15 protein-coding genes are annotated in these 14691 nt (G+C 67.4%); 8 read left to right on the top strand and 7 right to left on the bottom strand.

Going from position 1 to position 14691, the window contains the following annotated elements; all coding sequences use genetic code 11:
- Positions 1 to 28: 28 nt before the first annotated feature.
- The 3 genes from cysD to cobA all read left to right on the top strand — a co-directional run bounded on the left by cysD (position 29) and on the right by cobA (position 3168).
- Positions 29 to 991, top strand: a complete 963-nt coding sequence (gene cysD / locus DIE12_RS26490) for a sulfate adenylyltransferase subunit CysD (RefSeq protein WP_044845620.1) — start codon at positions 29 to 31, stop codon at positions 989 to 991.
- A 22-nt stretch (positions 992 to 1013) separates the two neighbouring features.
- Positions 1014 to 2330, top strand: coding sequence for a sulfate adenylyltransferase subunit 1 (locus DIE12_RS26485; RefSeq protein ID WP_124488475.1), 1317 nt, complete (start codon positions 1014 to 1016; stop codon positions 2328 to 2330).
- Positions 2331 to 2418: 88 nt separating this feature from the next.
- Positions 2419 to 3168 (top strand): uroporphyrinogen-III C-methyltransferase, encoded by a 750-nt coding sequence (cobA, locus tag DIE12_RS26480; RefSeq protein ID WP_124521532.1) that lies wholly within the window; start codon positions 2419 to 2421, stop codon positions 3166 to 3168.
- A 90-nt stretch (positions 3169 to 3258) separates the two neighbouring features.
- On the opposite strand, the gene DIE12_RS26475 is transcribed toward cobA, so the two are convergent.
- The 3 genes from DIE12_RS26475 to lptF are packed head-to-tail and all read right to left on the bottom strand — an operon-like array spanning position 3259 to position 5911.
- Positions 3259 to 3642, bottom strand: coding sequence for a sirohydrochlorin chelatase (locus tag DIE12_RS26475; RefSeq protein WP_124488473.1), 384 nt, complete (start codon positions 3640 to 3642; stop codon positions 3259 to 3261).
- Positions 3643 to 3667: 25 nt separating this feature from the next.
- Complete coding sequence (gene lptG, locus DIE12_RS26470) at positions 3668 to 4816, bottom strand: LPS export ABC transporter permease LptG (RefSeq protein WP_124488472.1); 1149 nt, start codon at positions 4814 to 4816, stop codon at positions 3668 to 3670.
- Between the two features lie 3 nt (positions 4817 to 4819).
- Positions 4820 to 5911, bottom strand: a complete 1092-nt coding sequence (gene lptF, locus DIE12_RS26465; RefSeq protein WP_044845625.1) for an LPS export ABC transporter permease LptF — start codon at positions 5909 to 5911, stop codon at positions 4820 to 4822.
- Positions 5912 to 6033: 122 nt separating this feature from the next.
- Here lptF and DIE12_RS26460 point away from each other — a divergent pair, with 122 nt between their 5' ends.
- The 3 genes from DIE12_RS26460 to DIE12_RS26450 are packed head-to-tail and all read left to right on the top strand — an operon-like array spanning position 6034 to position 8765.
- Positions 6034 to 7545 (top strand): leucyl aminopeptidase, encoded by a 1512-nt coding sequence (locus tag DIE12_RS26460; protein WP_124521534.1) that lies wholly within the window; start codon positions 6034 to 6036, stop codon positions 7543 to 7545.
- Between the two features lie 34 nt (positions 7546 to 7579).
- On the top strand, positions 7580 to 7996 hold the full coding sequence (locus DIE12_RS26455; RefSeq protein ID WP_006757287.1) for a DNA polymerase III subunit chi: 417 nt from the start codon (positions 7580 to 7582) through the stop codon (positions 7994 to 7996).
- 25 nt (positions 7997 to 8021) lie between these two features.
- Complete coding sequence (locus DIE12_RS26450; protein ID WP_124521536.1) at positions 8022 to 8765, top strand: DUF2486 family protein; 744 nt, start codon at positions 8022 to 8024, stop codon at positions 8763 to 8765.
- 136 nt (positions 8766 to 8901) lie between these two features.
- On the opposite strand, the gene DIE12_RS26445 is transcribed toward DIE12_RS26450, so the two are convergent.
- Complete coding sequence (locus tag DIE12_RS26445; RefSeq protein ID WP_124488469.1) at positions 8902 to 9231, bottom strand: c-type cytochrome; 330 nt, start codon at positions 9229 to 9231, stop codon at positions 8902 to 8904.
- A gap of 125 nt (positions 9232 to 9356) precedes the next feature.
- Positions 9357 to 11030: a dihydroxy-acid dehydratase gene (gene ilvD / locus DIE12_RS26440; protein WP_124488468.1), complete on the bottom strand. Its 1674-nt coding sequence runs from the start codon at positions 11028 to 11030 to the stop codon at positions 9357 to 9359.
- 135 nt (positions 11031 to 11165) lie between these two features.
- On the opposite strand from ilvD, the gene DIE12_RS26435 reads away from it, so the two are divergent.
- Both DIE12_RS26435 and lgt read left to right on the top strand, forming a co-directional pair.
- Positions 11166 to 12083 carry a LysR substrate-binding domain-containing protein gene (locus tag DIE12_RS26435; protein ID WP_044845631.1) on the top strand — a complete coding sequence of 306 codons (918 nt, stop codon included), beginning with the start codon at positions 11166 to 11168 and terminating at the stop codon, positions 12081 to 12083.
- A gap of 89 nt (positions 12084 to 12172) precedes the next feature.
- Positions 12173 to 13063, top strand: coding sequence for a prolipoprotein diacylglyceryl transferase (gene lgt, locus DIE12_RS26430; protein ID WP_044845632.1), 891 nt, complete (start codon positions 12173 to 12175; stop codon positions 13061 to 13063).
- 181 nt (positions 13064 to 13244) lie between these two features.
- Here lgt and DIE12_RS26425 read toward each other — a convergent pair whose 3' ends face one another.
- Both DIE12_RS26425 and DIE12_RS26420 read right to left on the bottom strand, forming a co-directional pair.
- A complete protein-coding gene (locus tag DIE12_RS26425) occupies positions 13245 to 13985 on the bottom strand; it encodes an SIMPL domain-containing protein (protein ID WP_044845633.1) in 741 nt (246 codons plus the stop codon).
- 192 nt (positions 13986 to 14177) lie between these two features.
- Complete coding sequence (locus tag DIE12_RS26420) at positions 14178 to 14639, bottom strand: EVE domain-containing protein (protein ID WP_044845634.1); 462 nt, start codon at positions 14637 to 14639, stop codon at positions 14178 to 14180.
- Between the last annotated feature and the right edge of the window lie 52 nt (positions 14640 to 14691).

Below are 14691 nucleotides of genomic sequence, written 5' to 3'. Positions count from 1 at the left end.
ACGAACCCAGAAGAGAAGGACTGAAATCATGAGCACGACGCTCGAGCAATCCGCCTTTGCCCCGCCCACCGGTGCCGACGACCGCATGGGCCACCTCGACTGGCTCGAAGCCGAGTCGATCCACATCCTGCGCGAACTCGTTGCCGAATGCAGCAAGCCGGCGCTGTTGTTCTCGGGCGGCAAGGACTCGGTCGTCGTGCTGCACCTTGCGCTGAAGGCGTTCGGCCTCGGCGCGAACCGCAAGACGACGCTGCCGTTCCCGCTCGTGCACATCGACACGGGCCACAACTACGAGGAAGTGATCGACTTCCGCGACCGCCGCGCGCAGGAGCTCGGCGCCGAGCTGGTGGTCGGCCACGTCGAGGATTCGATCAAGCGCGGCACCGTCGTGCTGCGCCGCGAAACCGATTCGCGCAACGCCGCACAGGCCGTCACGCTGCTCGAGACGATCGAACAGCACGGCTACACGGCGCTGATCGGCGGCGCGCGCCGCGACGAAGAGAAGGCGCGCGCGAAGGAGCGGATCTTCTCGTTCCGCGACGAATTCGGCCAGTGGGATCCGAAGGCGCAGCGCCCGGAACTGTGGAGCCTGTACAACGCGCGCCTGCACAACGGCGAGCACCTGCGCGTGTTCCCGATCTCGAACTGGACGGAACTCGACGTGTGGCAGTACATCGCGCGCGAAAACCTCGAACTGCCGTCGATCTACTACGCGCACCAGCGCGAGATCGTGCGTCGCAACGGGCTGCTCGTGCCGGTCACGCCGCTCACGCCGATGCGTGACGGCGAGACGAGCGAACTCGCGCAGGTGCGCTTCCGCACGGTCGGCGACATCAGCTGCACGTGCCCGGTCGAGAGCGACGCGGACGACGTCGAGAAGATCATCGCCGAGACGGCGGTGACCGAGATCACCGAACGCGGCGCGACCCGGATGGACGACCAGGCATCCGAAGCCGCGATGGAACAGCGCAAGAAGCAAGGTTATTTCTGAAGCACACGAGGACATTCACATCATGAGCATCATCGAGAACACCGAAGACCTCGGCGTGTTGCGTTTCATCACGGCGGGCAGCGTCGACGACGGCAAGAGCACGCTGATCGGCCGCCTGCTGTACGACAGCAAGGCCGTGTTGTCGGACCAGCTGTCCGCGCTGTCGCGCGCGAAGAACAAGCGCACGGTCGGCGACGAGATCGACCTCGCGCTGCTGACGGACGGGCTCGAAGCCGAGCGCGAGCAGGGCATCACGATCGACGTCGCCTACCGCTATTTCGCGACCGCGAAGCGCAAGTTCATCATCGCCGACACGCCGGGCCACGAGCAGTACACGCGCAACATGGTGACGGGCGCATCGACCGCGCATGCGGCGATCATCCTGGTCGACGCGACGCGCGTGACGATCGAGAACGGCGTGGCGGAACTGCTGCCGCAAACGAAGCGTCACAGCGCGATCGTGAAGCTGCTCGCGCTGCAGCACGTGATCGTCGCGATCAACAAGATGGACCTGATCGACTACAGCGAAGCACGCTTCAACGAGATCCGCGACGCGTACGTCGCGCTCGCGAAGCAGCTCGGCCTGAAGGACGTGCGTTTCGTGCCGGTGTCGGCGCTGAAGGGCGACAACATCGTCGGCGCGAGCGAGCGCATGCCGTGGTACGCGGGCGAGCCGCTGCTCGACGTGCTCGAATCGCTGCCGGTCGAGACGCAGGCGCATGACGCGCTGCGCTTCCCGGTGCAGTGGGTCGCACGCCAGGACGGCAGCTCGGCCGACGATTTCCGCGGCTACATGGGCCGGATCGAATCGGGCGAGGTGAAGGTCGGTGACGAAATCGTCGTGCTGCCGTCGAACCGCACTGCGACGGTCGCCGAGATCATCGCGCCGGTGCCGGGCGGCACGGCGGCGGTCGCGCACGCGTTCGCGGGCCAGACGGTGACGATTCGCCTCGAACAGGACGTCGACGTGTCGCGCGGCGACATGTTCGTCACGACCGCCGAGACGGTCGCGCCGGCGAAGAAGCTCGAGGCGGACCTGTGCTGGTTCGACGAGACGCCGCTGTCGCCGCAGCGCAAGTACCTGCTGAAGCAGACCACGAGCACGGTGTTCGCGAAGATCGGCGCGGTCAAGGAAGTGCTCGACGTGCATACGCTGTCGCACGCGACCGACCGCCAGGAACTGAAGATGAACGACATCGGCCGCGTCGCGCTGACGCTGCAGAAGCCGATCGTCTGCGACACCTACGATGCGCACCCGGGCACGGGCGCGTTCGTGCTGATCGACGAGGCGACGCACCACACGGTCGCCGCCGGCATGATTCGGGCGTTCTCGGCGTAACGGGCTTAACCGGCGGTCAGCGCCGCCCTCGCGGCGGCGCGGGCCGGCCGCCGTCCGCACGAGCAGGACCCCAAGCGAAGCGACAAACATGGGCAAGGTATATCTGATCGGAGCAGGGCCGGGCGCCGCGGACCTCATCACGGTGCGCGGCATGCGGCTGCTCGAACAAGCCGACGTCGTGCTGCACGACGCGCTCGTCGAGCCGGCGATGCTCGACTACGCACCGAACGCGCGCAAGATCGCGGTCGGCAAGCGTTGCGGGCAGCGTTCGACCGCGCAGCATTTCATCAACAAGCAGATCGTCGACGCGGCGCGCGAGCACGCGTGCGTGGTGCGCCTGAAGGGCGGCGACCCGATGCTGTTCGGTCGCGCCGAAGAGGAAATGCGCGCGCTCGAAGCGGCGGGCATCGACTACGAGGTCGTGCCGGGCATCACCGCGGCGCTGGCCGGCGCGGCGACGCTGAAGCGCTCGCTGACGTTGCGCGGCGTGTCGCGCAGCGTCGCGTTCGCGACGCACAGCCGCGCACCGGGCAGCGACGAGATTCGCGAGGCCGCGCGCGCCGATTCGATCGTCTACTACATGGGCCGCGACAGTGCGCCGGGCATCGCGCAGGAACTGATCGACGCGGGCCGTGCGAGCGCGACGCCGGTGGCGATCGTCGAGGCTTGCAGCACCGCGCGCGAGCGCACGCTGACGCTGACGCTCGGGCAGATGGCGGCGGGCGGCGCGCAGGCGTGGCTCGACCCGGCGGAACCGAGCCTGCTGATGATCGGCGATGCGTTCGCCGAACGCGTGCGGCACGTGAAAGAGGGCGGTGCGTTGCAGGATGCGGCCTGAGTCAAACGTGCGATCCGCAGGCAAAAAAAGCGCCGGCTTCCGAAGCCGGCGCTTTTTCGTTTGGGCTCGCCGCTTCGGCCAGCGATGCGCTTACGCGTCGCGGCCGACCTGGTCGATGCAGTAGCGCGCGATCGCATCGAGCACGCCGTCGTCTTCCCCGACAGCCGTCGCGCAACGGATCTCGACGCCCGGATGCGTGGCGCGGCACGCGTCGACGAGCTGCGGCAGGTCGCGGCGGACGTGCCCGCCCTGACCGAAGAACACGGGCACCACGGTGATGCGCGTGCAGCCGGCCGCGACTTGCGCGGCGACGGCCGTATCGAGCGACGGCGTCATCAGTTCGAGAAACGCGAGCGACACGTGCGGAGCAGGGGAGCCGGCCCCGCGCAGCCGCGCGGCGAGCCGCTCGAACGGCTCGGCCCAGCGCGGATCGCGTGCGCCGTGGCCGAACAGGACGATGCCGTGCGAACTCATGTCGAAGCCTCCGTCGTGACCGCGCTCAGTGCCGGTCGACCCACTTGAGCGCGAACAGGCCGAGCGCGAGATAGATGAGGCCCGGCGTCGCCGCGGTCAGCGGCGCGGGCCACGTGTTCAGCGTGCCGATGTGCGAGAACAGCGTGTTGAGCAGCTGGAAGCTCATGCCGAGCATGATGCCGCCGAACACCTTCACGCCGACCACGCCGGCACGCGTGTGCAGGTACGCGAACGGCAGCGACAGCACGAGCATCACGAACACCGCGAACGGGTAGAGCAGCTTGCGCCACAGCGCGATGTCGTAGCGCTGCGTGTCCTGCTGGTTTTCGCGCAAGTGCTGGATGTAGCGGAACAGGTTGATGAGCGACATCCGTTCCGGCGACACGAGCAGCACCGACAGGATCTGCGGCGTCAGGTCCGAGCGCAGCCGGTATTCGGGCAGCGTCACCTGCTGCGACCGGTACACGGGGTTCAGCGCGTCGGCCGGTTCGCCGCCGATCGGCTTGATCGGCGTCAGTTCGGTTTCCGTGACGCCCTTGAGCAACCAGTGGCCGGGCGGCTCGTAGCGGCCCGTCTGCGCGATCCGCACGTTCTGCAGCTGGAATTTCGAGTCGAACTCGTAGATGCGCACGTTGCTGATCGTCGAGTCGGGCGACAGGCTGCCGACGTTCACGAAGCGCGTGACCTGCTCGCCGTTCTCGCGGGCCGCGAGCGTGTCCTTCACCCACACGCCCGACTGGAAGTTCGACGACACCGACGCGCCGAGCGCCTGCAGCCGCACGCGTTCGGACAGCTGGTCGGCGTACGGGCCGACGAACTCGCCGATCAGGTAGGTGATGATCACGAGCGGGACGCCGATCTTCAGCAGCGAGCGCAGCGCCTGGTTGGTCGCGAGGCCCGACACGCGGAAGATCGTGAATTCCGAGTTCGCGGCCATCTGCGCGAACACGTAGATCGCGCTGATCAGCGCGGCGACCGGGATGATCTCGTAGAAGCGCGACGGGGTTTGCAGCGCGACGCGCAGCACCGCGTAGCCGAATTTGTAGTTGCCGTGCCCGACCGAGTTCAGTTCGCTGATCAGGTCGAAGAAGAAGAACAGGCCCGAGAACGCGAACAGGATGAAGATGAACGTGACGTAGATCTGCCGCGCGAAGTATTTTTCATAGAGCCGCATCGATCATGCTCCCGAGCGGCCGAACAGCGCGCGTGTAAACAGCGGACGATTGCGCACGCGCAACCAGAAGATGAACGCGACGATCGCCGCGACGACCAGGTGCAGGCCGACGAGGCCGACGCCGAACGACATCTTGCCCTGCTCGATCTGTGCCTGCACGACGTTCAGCAGGTTCGAGTACGTCAGGTAGATCAGCACGGCCATCACGAGGTTGATCGTGCGGCTGCGGCGTGGGTTCTGGTACGACAGCGGAATGCCGAGCACCATCAGGTTGATCGCGATCAGCGGCAGCCCCGCGCGCCACGCGAATTCCGCGAGGTTGTCGCGCGTCGGGTTGCGCAGCAGGTCCGGTGTCGGCGTGCTGTTGGTGGTCGGCACGTTGGTGACCGGGGTGCTCGTGATCTTCACGCCGTAGCGCTGGAACTCCATGATCTTGAAGTTCGGCTGGCCGGGCGTGCCGTCGTAGCGGCGGCCGTCTTCCAGTACGACGAAGCGATCGCCGTCCTTCGTTTCGGTATGGCCGGTGTGCGACACGACGACGTTGACCTTGCCGTTCTCGGTCGACGTGACGAACACGTTCTGCACCTTGCTCTGGTCCGGCGACATCTTCTCGATGAAGAACACGCGATGGTTCGAGGCCGATTCGCGGAACTGGCCCGGCGCGAGCAGCGAGATCTCGTCGCGCTGCTGGAAGCGCGCCTTGATCATCTTGCTCTGCTGGTTCGACCACGGCCAGCCGACGAACGCGAAGAACGCGATCAGCAGGACGATCGGCGTGGCGAACACGCCGATCGGCTTGATCAGGCGCGTGAGGCTCACGCCGGATGCAAGCCAGACCACCATTTCGGAGTCCCGGTACCACCGGGTCAGCACGAACAGGATCGACACGAACAGCGTGACGACGAGCATCACGGCGAGGTAGCCGATCACGGTCAGGCCGATCAGCACGAGCACGTCGCGCGGATCGATTTCGCCGGACGCGGCATAGCCGACGATGCGGATCATCATCGTCGTGAGCATGATCGTGAGCAGCACCATGAACACGGCGCCAGCCGTATACGCAAGCTCGCGCTGGAGGGAGCGTTCGAAGATCATTCTTGATGAGAAGAGGGCGGGAGGCTGCGCACGCGTGGTGGAGCGCTCGCGCCGCCACGGGAAAAATAGCGGATAATTGCGGCTTTCATCCTTAGCCCAGATTTTATCCGAGGACAAGCGCGATGGACTTTAGCATAAAAGGCTGTGATTGGAGCAAAGGCGAGGCCAAGGGGTTCCTGACCGGGAAGTCCGACTGCATCGTGCTCGGCATCTTCGAGGCGCAGACTCTCTCGGGCGCGGCGCTCGACATCGACACGGCCACCAAGGGGCTGATCTCGCGCGTGGTGAAGGCCGGCGACATGGACGGCAAGCGCGGCAAGACGCTGTTCCTGCACGAAGTGTCGGGCATCGGCGCATCGCGCGTGCTGCTCGTCGGCCTCGGCAAGCAGGATGCTTTCAATCAGAAAGCCTACAACGACGCAGTGACGGCCGCATGGCGCGCGCTGCTCGCGACCAAGGTCGGCCAGGTCACGTTCTCGCTCGCGCAACTGCCGGTCGACGAGCGCGGCTCCGACTGGGGTGTGCGGGCGGCGATTCTCGCGCTGCGCAACGAGACCTACCGCTTCACGCAGATGAAGAGCAAGCCGGAACCGGCGTCGCACACGCTCAAGCGCGTCGTGTTCAGCGTCGATCCGGCCGATGAGAAGGCCGCCAAGCTGGCGGTCAAGCAGGCCGTCGCGCTGGCGAACGGGATGGATCTCACGCGCGACCTCGGCAACCTGCCGGGCAACGTGTGCACGCCGACCTATCTCGGCAACACCGCGAAGAAGATCGCGAAGGATTGGGGTCTGAAGGTCGAGGTGCTCGGCCTGAAGCAGATCCAGGCGCTCAAGATGGGCTCGTTCCTGTCGGTCGCGCGCGCGTCGGTCGAGCCGCCGCAGTTCATCGTGCTGCACTACCAGGGCGCCGCCGCGAAGGCCGCGCCGGTCGTGCTGGTCGGCAAGGGCATCACGTTCGACACGGGCGGCATCTCGCTGAAGCCGGGCGAGGGCATGGACGAGATGAAGTACGACATGTGCGGCGCGGGTTCGGTGCTCGGCACGATGCGTGCGGTCGCCGAAATGGGCCTGAAGATCAACGTCGTCGCGATCGTGCCGACCTGCGAGAACATGCCGGGCGGCAACGCGACCAAGCCGGGCGACATCGTCACCAGCATGAAGGGGCTGACGATCGAGGTGCTCAACACCGACGCCGAGGGCCGCCTGATCCTGTGCGACGCGCTCACTTATGCGGAGCGCTTCAAGCCAGCCGCGGTGATCGACGTGGCGACGCTCACGGGCGCCTGCGTGATCGCGCTCGGCGCCCACAACAGCGGCCTGTTCTCGAAGGACGACGCACTCGCTGGCGAACTGCTCGACGCATCGCGCGAAGCGAACGATCCGGCATGGCGCATGCCGCTCGACGATGAGTACCAGGATCAGCTGAAGTCGAATTTCGCGGACATCGCGAACATCGGCGGGCGTCCGGCCGGTGCCGTGACGGCGGCGTGCTTCCTGTCGCGCTTCACCGACAGCTATCCGTGGGCGCACCTGGACATCGCCGGCACCGCATGGAAGGGTGGCGCGGCGAAGGGCGCGACCGGCCGTCCGGTGCCGCTGCTCGCGCAGTTCCTGATCGACCGCGCCGGCCAGTGATGGCAGGTCTCACGACGATGCGGGTACGCGGGCAATGACGCGAATCGATTTCCATTCGAACGTCGGCGATTCGCTCGCATACGCATGCCGGCTGCTGCGCAAGGCCTACCAGGCCGGGCAGCCGGTCGTCGTGCTCGCGGAGCCCGCGCGCCTGCGTGCGCTCGACGAGCGGCTCTGGACGTTCTCGCCGCTCGATTTCATTCCGCACTGCGGCGTCGACAGCGCGCACGCGGCCGGCACGCCGATCGTGCTGGCCGCCGATCTCGACCAGGCGCCGCATCATCATGTGCTGCTGAACCTCGGCGCGGCCGTACCCGCGCAGTTCGCCCGCTTCGAGCGCCTGCTCGAAGTGGTCGGCAATGCGCCGGACGAGCTGGCCGCGGGCCGCGACCGCTACCGCTTCTATCGCGATCGCGGCTACGCGCTGAACAACTACAAGCAGGGCAGTTAGCCGAAACCGTCGACGGAGCGTTCCCGTGACACAAGCCGAATCCTCTTCGATCCCGACGCTGACCGACGTGCTGGTGCCGGGCAAGCCGGTGCCGGCGCGTTCGTCCGCGGCCGACGCGCCGCCGCACGACGTTGCCGCGGTGCCGGTGCTGACCGACGTGCTGGTATCAGGCCATCCGGCTCGGGCGTCCGCCGCGCCGGAGCAGCCGGGCACCGACCCCGAGTTCGTGGTGGTCGAGCCGGTGCCGACGCCGGACATCCCGACCGTCGAATTGCCGGGCGACAGCGATGCGCCGGCGCAACCCGGTGCCGCCGGGCACGTCGTCGCCGAGGAGTCGGCCGCGGCGCAGGCGCCGCTGCGCTCCGCGCTGGCCGCCGACGACGCGCAGCAGGCCGGCGTTGCCGCGATGCCGCGCGATGCTGGCGAAGCGATGCTGTCCCACGTGATTGCACCGGCTGCCGGCGGGCTGGCTACCGCTCAACTCACCGGCGCGTCGCATCCGGACGCGCATGTAGCCGCCGCGCTGACGGTGGAGGACACGCAGCATATCGCCGAGCGTCTGCGCAATCGGCTGACGAATTATCTGACCGGCGAAGGGCGCGAGGCCATCGAGGCCCGCTGTCGCGACGCGTTGCACGACCATACGGCCTGGCTCGTCGGCCAGATCACGCGCGAAGTGGCGCTGGCGCTCGAAACCGAAGTGATGGAGTGGGTTCGCGACGCGGTCGATGCGGAGATCGCCCGCCGCCGGACCGGTCATTCAGGCTGAGCCCGCCGCACGTTTCGTGCGCAGGGGCCGCGGGCGCGGCTCCAGTCATCGTCGCTGACGATTGCCGGCCGGTTGCAACGACAAGCGCGGAACGCTGCCGGGCGCAAGGCGCGGTGTACGCATCCGGTCATCCGGTTCAGCGCAGCGACAGCACCCATTGCGAGAGCGTGTGCGCTTCTGCGCTCGTCAACTGCGTATTGGCGGGCATCGGCACGCCACCCCACACCCCGACGCTGCCTTTCACGATCGATTGCGCGAGGTAATCGACGGCGTCGGTGCGCGCCACGTACTTGCCGGCGATGTCGTGGAACGACGGGCCCATCAGCGGCTTGCCGACCGCATGGCAGGCCATGCAGTTCTTGCGCTGCGCGAGCGCGAACCCGTCGCCGGCCGAGTCGGCGTGTGCCGCCGCCGCGCTGCCGGTCAGCAGCGCCACGAGCAGCGCGCGCAATATCGTCTGTTTCATGCGGTTCTCCGCCGGCGGAGACGGCCGGCTTCACGGTCCGCGCATTATAAAAGCAAAGGGAAAGCGCGTTTTGCGCGTTTCCCCGGCGGCCGTTCGCAATGGGGTCGCATGCCCCGCGCGCCGCATCAGCCGGTGACGGCGCCCTGGTTCGCCGGACGCGCGAGCGCCGCGAACTTGGCGAGCACGCCGCGCGTGTAGCGCGGCGCCGGCTGCTTCCACGCGGCGCGCCGGCGCGCGAGTTCCGCATCGTCGACGTTCAGCTGCAGCACCAGCCGGTGCGCGTCGATCGTGATCGAGTCGCCTTCCTGCACGAGCGCGATCGTGCCGCCGACGAACGCTTCGGGCGCGACGTGCCCGACCACCATCCCCCAGGTGCCGCCCGAGAAGCGGCCGTCGGTGATGAAGCCGACCGATTCGCCGAGCCCCTTGCCGATGATTGCCGACGTCGGCGCGAGCATTTCCGGCATGCCGGGGCCGCCTTGTGGGCCGAGATAGCGCAGCACCAGCACGTCGCCCGCGCGGATCCGGTCGCCGAGGATCGCGTCCATCGCGCTTTGCTCGTCGTCGAACACGCGCGCCGGGCCCGTGATCACCGGGTTCTTCAGACCGGTGATCTTCGCCACCGCGCCGTCTTCCGCGAGATTGCCCTTCAGGATCGCGAGATGGCCTTCCCTGTACAGCGCGCGATCGATCGGGAAGATCACTTTCTGGTCCGCGCGCGGCACGCCCGGCACGTCCTTCAGCTCCTCGGCGATCGTGCGGCCGGTGATCGTCATGCAGTCGCCGTGCAGCAGCCCCGCATCGAGCAGGATCCGCAGCACCTGCGGGATGCCGCCGGCCTGGTGCAGGTCGGTCGCGACGTACTGGCCCGACGGTTTCAGGTCGCAGATCACCGGCACGCGCTTGCGGATGCGCTCGAAGTCGTCGATCGTCCAGTCGACCTCGGCCGCGTGCGCGATCGCGAGATAGTGCAGCACCGCATTGGTCGAGCCGCCGGTCGCCATGATCAGCGATACCGCGTTCTCGATCGACGCCTTGGTGATGATGTCGCGCGGCTTCAGGTCGCGCTTCACGGCCTCGACCAGCACGCGTGCCGATTCGGCGGCCGAATCGACCTTCTCCTGATCGGGGTTCGCCATCGTCGACGAGTACATCAGCGACATGCCGAGCGCCTCGAACGACGAGCTCATCGTGTTCGCGGTGTACATCCCGCCGCACGAGCCCGACGTCGGGCACGCGTTCTTCTCGACCCCTTCGAAGTCTTCCTGCGACATCCGGCCCGCGGTGAACTCGCCGACCGCCTCGAACGACGACACGATCGTCAGGTCGCGGCCCTTCCAGTGGCCGGGGCGGATCGTGCCGCCGTACACGTAGATGCCCGGCACGTTCAGGCGCGCGAGCGCGATCATCCCGCCCGGCATGTTCTTGTCGCAGCCGCCGACCACCACCACGCCGTCCATCCACTGGCCCTGTACGCAGGTCTCGATGCAGTCGGCGATCACCTCGCGCGACACCAGCGAGTACTTCATCCCCTCGGTGCCCATCGACATGCCGTCCGAGATCGTCGGCGTGCCGAAGATCTGCGGGTTGGCATCGGCCGCCTTCACCGCCGCGACGGCGGCATCGGACAGCCGCTGCAGGCCCGAGTTGCACGGCGTGATCGTCGAGTGGCCGTTCGCGATGCCGATCATCGGCTTGTCGAAATCGTCCTTCTGGTAGCCGAGGGCGTAATACATCGAGCGGTTCGGCGAACGGGCCACGCCTTGCGTGATGTGCTTCGAGCGACGGTTGTACGGCATGGGGGACTCCATCGTTGTATTGGCGACGCCCGCGATCGGCGCACCGGTTCGGATCAGTCAAGCATGGAGTTTCCGGTTTGGGATGTCCAATATATTATTTGTCGCTTATTAAGTCGTTTTACGAATGAGTGAGAGATGGCCGAACCGACGCCGGACCTGCGCCAGTGGCGCTATTTCGTGACCGTGGCCGACGAGCGCCATTTCGGCCGCGCGGCCGAGCGCCTGTCGATGACGCAGCCGCCGCTGTCGCAGGCGATCCGGGCACTGGAGGACACGCTCGGCGTCGCGCTGTTCGCGCGCACCAAGCGCTCGGTCGCGCTGACGGCGGTCGGTGCGGCGCTGTTGCCCGACGTGCGCCGGCTGCTCGCGTCGGCCGACGCGCTGCCGCCGCTCGCACGGCGCCTCGCGCGCGGCGAAGCCGGTTCGCTGTCGCTCGCGTTCGTGTCGACCGCCGATTACGGGCTGCTGCCGTCGCTGCTGCGCGCGTTCGGCGCGCGTTATCCGCAAGTGCGGCTGCAGCTCGCGGAGGCGACGAGCGACGTGCAGATCGACGAACTCGTCGCGGGCCGCATCGACGCGGGGCTCGTGATTCCGCCGGTGCCGCCGCGCCACGCGGCTGGGCTGTCGTACCTGCCGGTCGTGCGCGAGCCGCTGGTGGTCGCGATGCCGGCGGCCGCGGCGCACGGCGTGTCCGAAGACGAACCCGTGCATCTGGCCGACCTGGCCGCGCTGCCGCTCGTGATCTTCCCGCGTCGTTTGGCGCCCGGCTTTTATGACATCATTACGGGCTGCTACGGCGCGGCGGGGGAAACCCCGCGCATCGGCCAGGAGGCGATCCAGATGCAGACGATCGTCAGCCTCGTGTCGGCCGGCATGGGTGTCGCACTGGTGCCGCAGTCGCTGCGTAACCTGCGGCGCACCGGCGTGGTCTACCGGCCGCTCGCCGGCGACGCGCCGGTCGTCGAAACCGGCCTCGTGTGGCGCACGGGCGACGTCAGCCCCGTGCTCGCCGGCTTCATCGACGTCGTGCGCGCGCAGGGGCTGGCCACGTGACGCGAACGATGGCGCGCCGGCGCCGTCCAATGCGCGGTGCGGCGCCGGTGCGAGCGCCGTACCGCATTCGAAAACTTCATCGCTAACCCATGATCATTCACCCGAATTTCGACCCCGTAGCGATCCACCTCGGGCCGCTGGCCGTGCGCTGGTACGGCCTCATGTATCTCGTCGGCTTCATCGCGGCGATCGTCGTCGGCCGGATCCGCCTGAAGCTGCCGCACGTCGCGGCGCAGGGCTGGACCGCGAAGGACATCGACGACATGATGTTCTACGGCGTGCTCGGCACCGTGCTCGGCGGCCGGCTCGGCTACGTGCTGTTCTACAAGGCCGACTTCTACTTCTCGCATCCGCTCGACGTGTTCAAGGTGTGGGAAGGCGGGATGTCGTTCCACGGCGGCTTCCTCGGCGTGACGCTCGCGATGGCGCTGTTCGCATGGCAGCGCAAGCGCCACTGGCTGCAGGTCACCGACTTCGTCGCGCCGATGGTGCCGACCGGGCTCGCGGCCGGGCGGCTCGGCAACTTCATCAACGGCGAGCTGTGGGGCCGCGTGACCGATCCGAACGCGCCGTGGGCGATGCTGTTCCCGGGCGCGATGCGCGATGACGCGGCATGGCTGCCGAAGCATCCGGCGCTCGTCGAGAAGTGGCATCTGGCCGACGTGTTCATGCAGTACCAGATGCTGCCGCGCCATCCTTCGCAGCTCTACGAAATCGCGCTCGAAGGCATTGCGCTGTTCTTCGTGCTGTTCTTCTTCTCGCGCAAGCCGCGGCCGATGGGTGCGATCTCCGCGCTGTTCCTGATCGGCTACGGGCTCGCGCGTTTCACGGTCGAATTCGCGCGCGAACCGGACGACTTCCTCGGCCTGCTCGCGCTCGGCCTGTCGATGGGGCAGTGGCTGTCGTTGCCGATGATCCTCGCGGGCGTCGCGTTGCTGGTGTGGGCGTATCGCCGTCGCGCGGCGAATGCGGTCGCGTGATGTCGCGGCGTGATGCGGTTGCGTCACGTGCGAGTCGTGTGATGCATGGCACGTGATGCGTGATGCCTGATGCGATGCGGACGCGCACGATCGGCGTGCGCGTCGATCGCAGGATCGCAAACGAAAAACGCCGGCCCGAGGGCCGGCGTTTTCACATCTGCCGCGTGTTGCGCAATGCGCGTTACTTCATCTGCACCGAGCCGTTGACCGTGACCGACACGGTCGCCTTGCCGCCTTCGACCGAAATCGGCGCGCTCATCTTCGCGCTGTCCATCGGTGCGGCGGCCATCGCCATCATGCGCGGGTACGGCTGCACGTTGCGGCTGCCGCCGACGTTCACGTCGCGAATCGAGTAGCTGTTGTAGCCGAACGCCTTCGCGGCTTCGTCCGCGCGTGCGCGGAACGACTTGATCGCTTCGGTCGTGAGCTTCTGCTCGGCCGCGCGCTGCGCTTCGGGTGACAACGAGAACTCGACGTTCGCGATCTGCATCTGGTTCGACAACTGGCCCGCGAGCTTCGACGCCGCCGCGAAATCGCGCGATTCGAGCACGACTTCGGTACGACCGCGCCATGCGGAGATCTTCCCGTCGCGATCGGTGCTCGGATAGACGGAGAACGCGCCGGTGTGCGCGGTGACGCCCGACACGCCCTTCGCCTGCGCGAGCGCGGCGTCGGCGCGCTGGTTCAGCGCCGACGTCAGGCTGCCCGGGTCTTTCGCCTGCTGTTCGTAGAACAGCGTGATGTGGATGATGTCCTGCGGCACGTCGGCGCTGGCCTGCGACGACAGCGACAGCACGCCCGCCGGCTCCGGGAAGTGCGGGTTCGCGGTCTGCGCATGCGCGGCGGGCGACGCGAGCGTCAGCGCGACGGGCACGGCGGCGGCGAGGGCGAGCGACAGCGCGAGTGCGGATTTCTTGGTCATTGTTGGACTCCTTGTGCGAGGGCGCGCACGCGGATCACGCGTGCGCGACGCGGGCGTACCGCGCGACGAAAAACGGCCGCCGCCCGATCGCGGCGACAGCGGTTGCTTAGGCTGCGCGAACGCGCCGCGAGTTCCGTGGCGGTGGCGCGTGTTGACCGGATTTGACCTTTGGCGTGTGCTTGCTGCGTACGCCTACTTCATCAGCTTTTCGGTGATGAAGCGCCACTCGGCACGCGTGACGGGCGTGATCGACAGCCGGTTGCCGCGTGCGAGCACGCGCATGTCGGCGAGTTCGTCGTGTTCGCGCAGCGCGGCGAGCGGCACGAGCGGCGACTTCTTCACGAAGCGCACGTCGACGAGCAGCCAGCGCGGTGCCTCCTGCGTCGACTTCGGATCGTAATACGGGCTTGCCGGATCGAACTGGGTGGGGTCGGGGTAGGGCGTCGACGAGACTTCGGCGAGGCCCGCGATGCCCGGTTCCGGGCAGCTCGAATGATAGAAGAGCACGCCGTCGCCGATCTTCATCGTGTCGCGCATGAAATTGCGCGCCTGATAGTTGCGCACGCCGGTCCACGGCAGCGAGTGCTGCGGCGCGTGCGCGAGATCGTCGATGCTTGCTTCGTCCGGTTCGGACTTCATCAGCCAGTATTGCATGGATCGTGATCGACGCAGAAAGGGCTGCTGCAAAAGGAAACGGCATCGGGAC

Source organism: Burkholderia sp. Bp9015 (assembly GCF_003853505.1).
In the GTDB taxonomy this organism is placed as follows: domain Bacteria; phylum Pseudomonadota; class Gammaproteobacteria; order Burkholderiales; family Burkholderiaceae; genus Burkholderia.
This window is presented reverse-complemented; position numbering and strand designations above follow the sequence as displayed.

What these genes read in the sequence shown, in the direction of transcription:
- cysD (WP_044845620.1), top strand. Translation starts at nt 29, where the DNA reads ATGAGCACGACGCTCGAGCAATCCGCCTTTGCCCCGCCCACCGGTGCC.
- DIE12_RS26485 (WP_124488475.1), top strand. Translation starts at nt 1,014, where the DNA reads ATGAGCATCATCGAGAACACCGAAGACCTCGGCGTGTTGCGTTTCATC.
- cobA (WP_124521532.1), top strand. Translation starts at nt 2,419, where the DNA reads ATGGGCAAGGTATATCTGATCGGAGCAGGGCCGGGCGCCGCGGACCTC.
- DIE12_RS26475 (WP_124488473.1), bottom strand. Translation starts at nt 3,642, where the DNA reads ATGAGTTCGCACGGCATCGTCCTGTTCGGCCACGGCGCACGCGATCCG.
- lptG (WP_124488472.1), bottom strand. Translation starts at nt 4,816, where the DNA reads ATGCGGCTCTATGAAAAATACTTCGCGCGGCAGATCTACGTCACGTTC.
- lptF (WP_044845625.1), bottom strand. Translation starts at nt 5,911, where the DNA reads ATGATCTTCGAACGCTCCCTCCAGCGCGAGCTTGCGTATACGGCTGGC.
- DIE12_RS26460 (WP_124521534.1), top strand. Translation starts at nt 6,034, where the DNA reads ATGGACTTTAGCATAAAAGGCTGTGATTGGAGCAAAGGCGAGGCCAAG.
- DIE12_RS26455 (WP_006757287.1), top strand. Translation starts at nt 7,580, where the DNA reads ATGACGCGAATCGATTTCCATTCGAACGTCGGCGATTCGCTCGCATAC.
- DIE12_RS26445 (WP_124488469.1), bottom strand. Translation starts at nt 9,231, where the DNA reads ATGAAACAGACGATATTGCGCGCGCTGCTCGTGGCGCTGCTGACCGGC.
- ilvD (WP_124488468.1), bottom strand. Translation starts at nt 11,030, where the DNA reads ATGCCGTACAACCGTCGCTCGAAGCACATCACGCAAGGCGTGGCCCGT.
- DIE12_RS26435 (WP_044845631.1), top strand. Translation starts at nt 11,166, where the DNA reads ATGGCCGAACCGACGCCGGACCTGCGCCAGTGGCGCTATTTCGTGACC.
- lgt (WP_044845632.1), top strand. Translation starts at nt 12,173, where the DNA reads ATGATCATTCACCCGAATTTCGACCCCGTAGCGATCCACCTCGGGCCG.
- DIE12_RS26425 (WP_044845633.1), bottom strand. Translation starts at nt 13,985, where the DNA reads ATGACCAAGAAATCCGCACTCGCGCTGTCGCTCGCCCTCGCCGCCGCC.
- DIE12_RS26420 (WP_044845634.1), bottom strand. Translation starts at nt 14,639, where the DNA reads ATGCAATACTGGCTGATGAAGTCCGAACCGGACGAAGCAAGCATCGAC.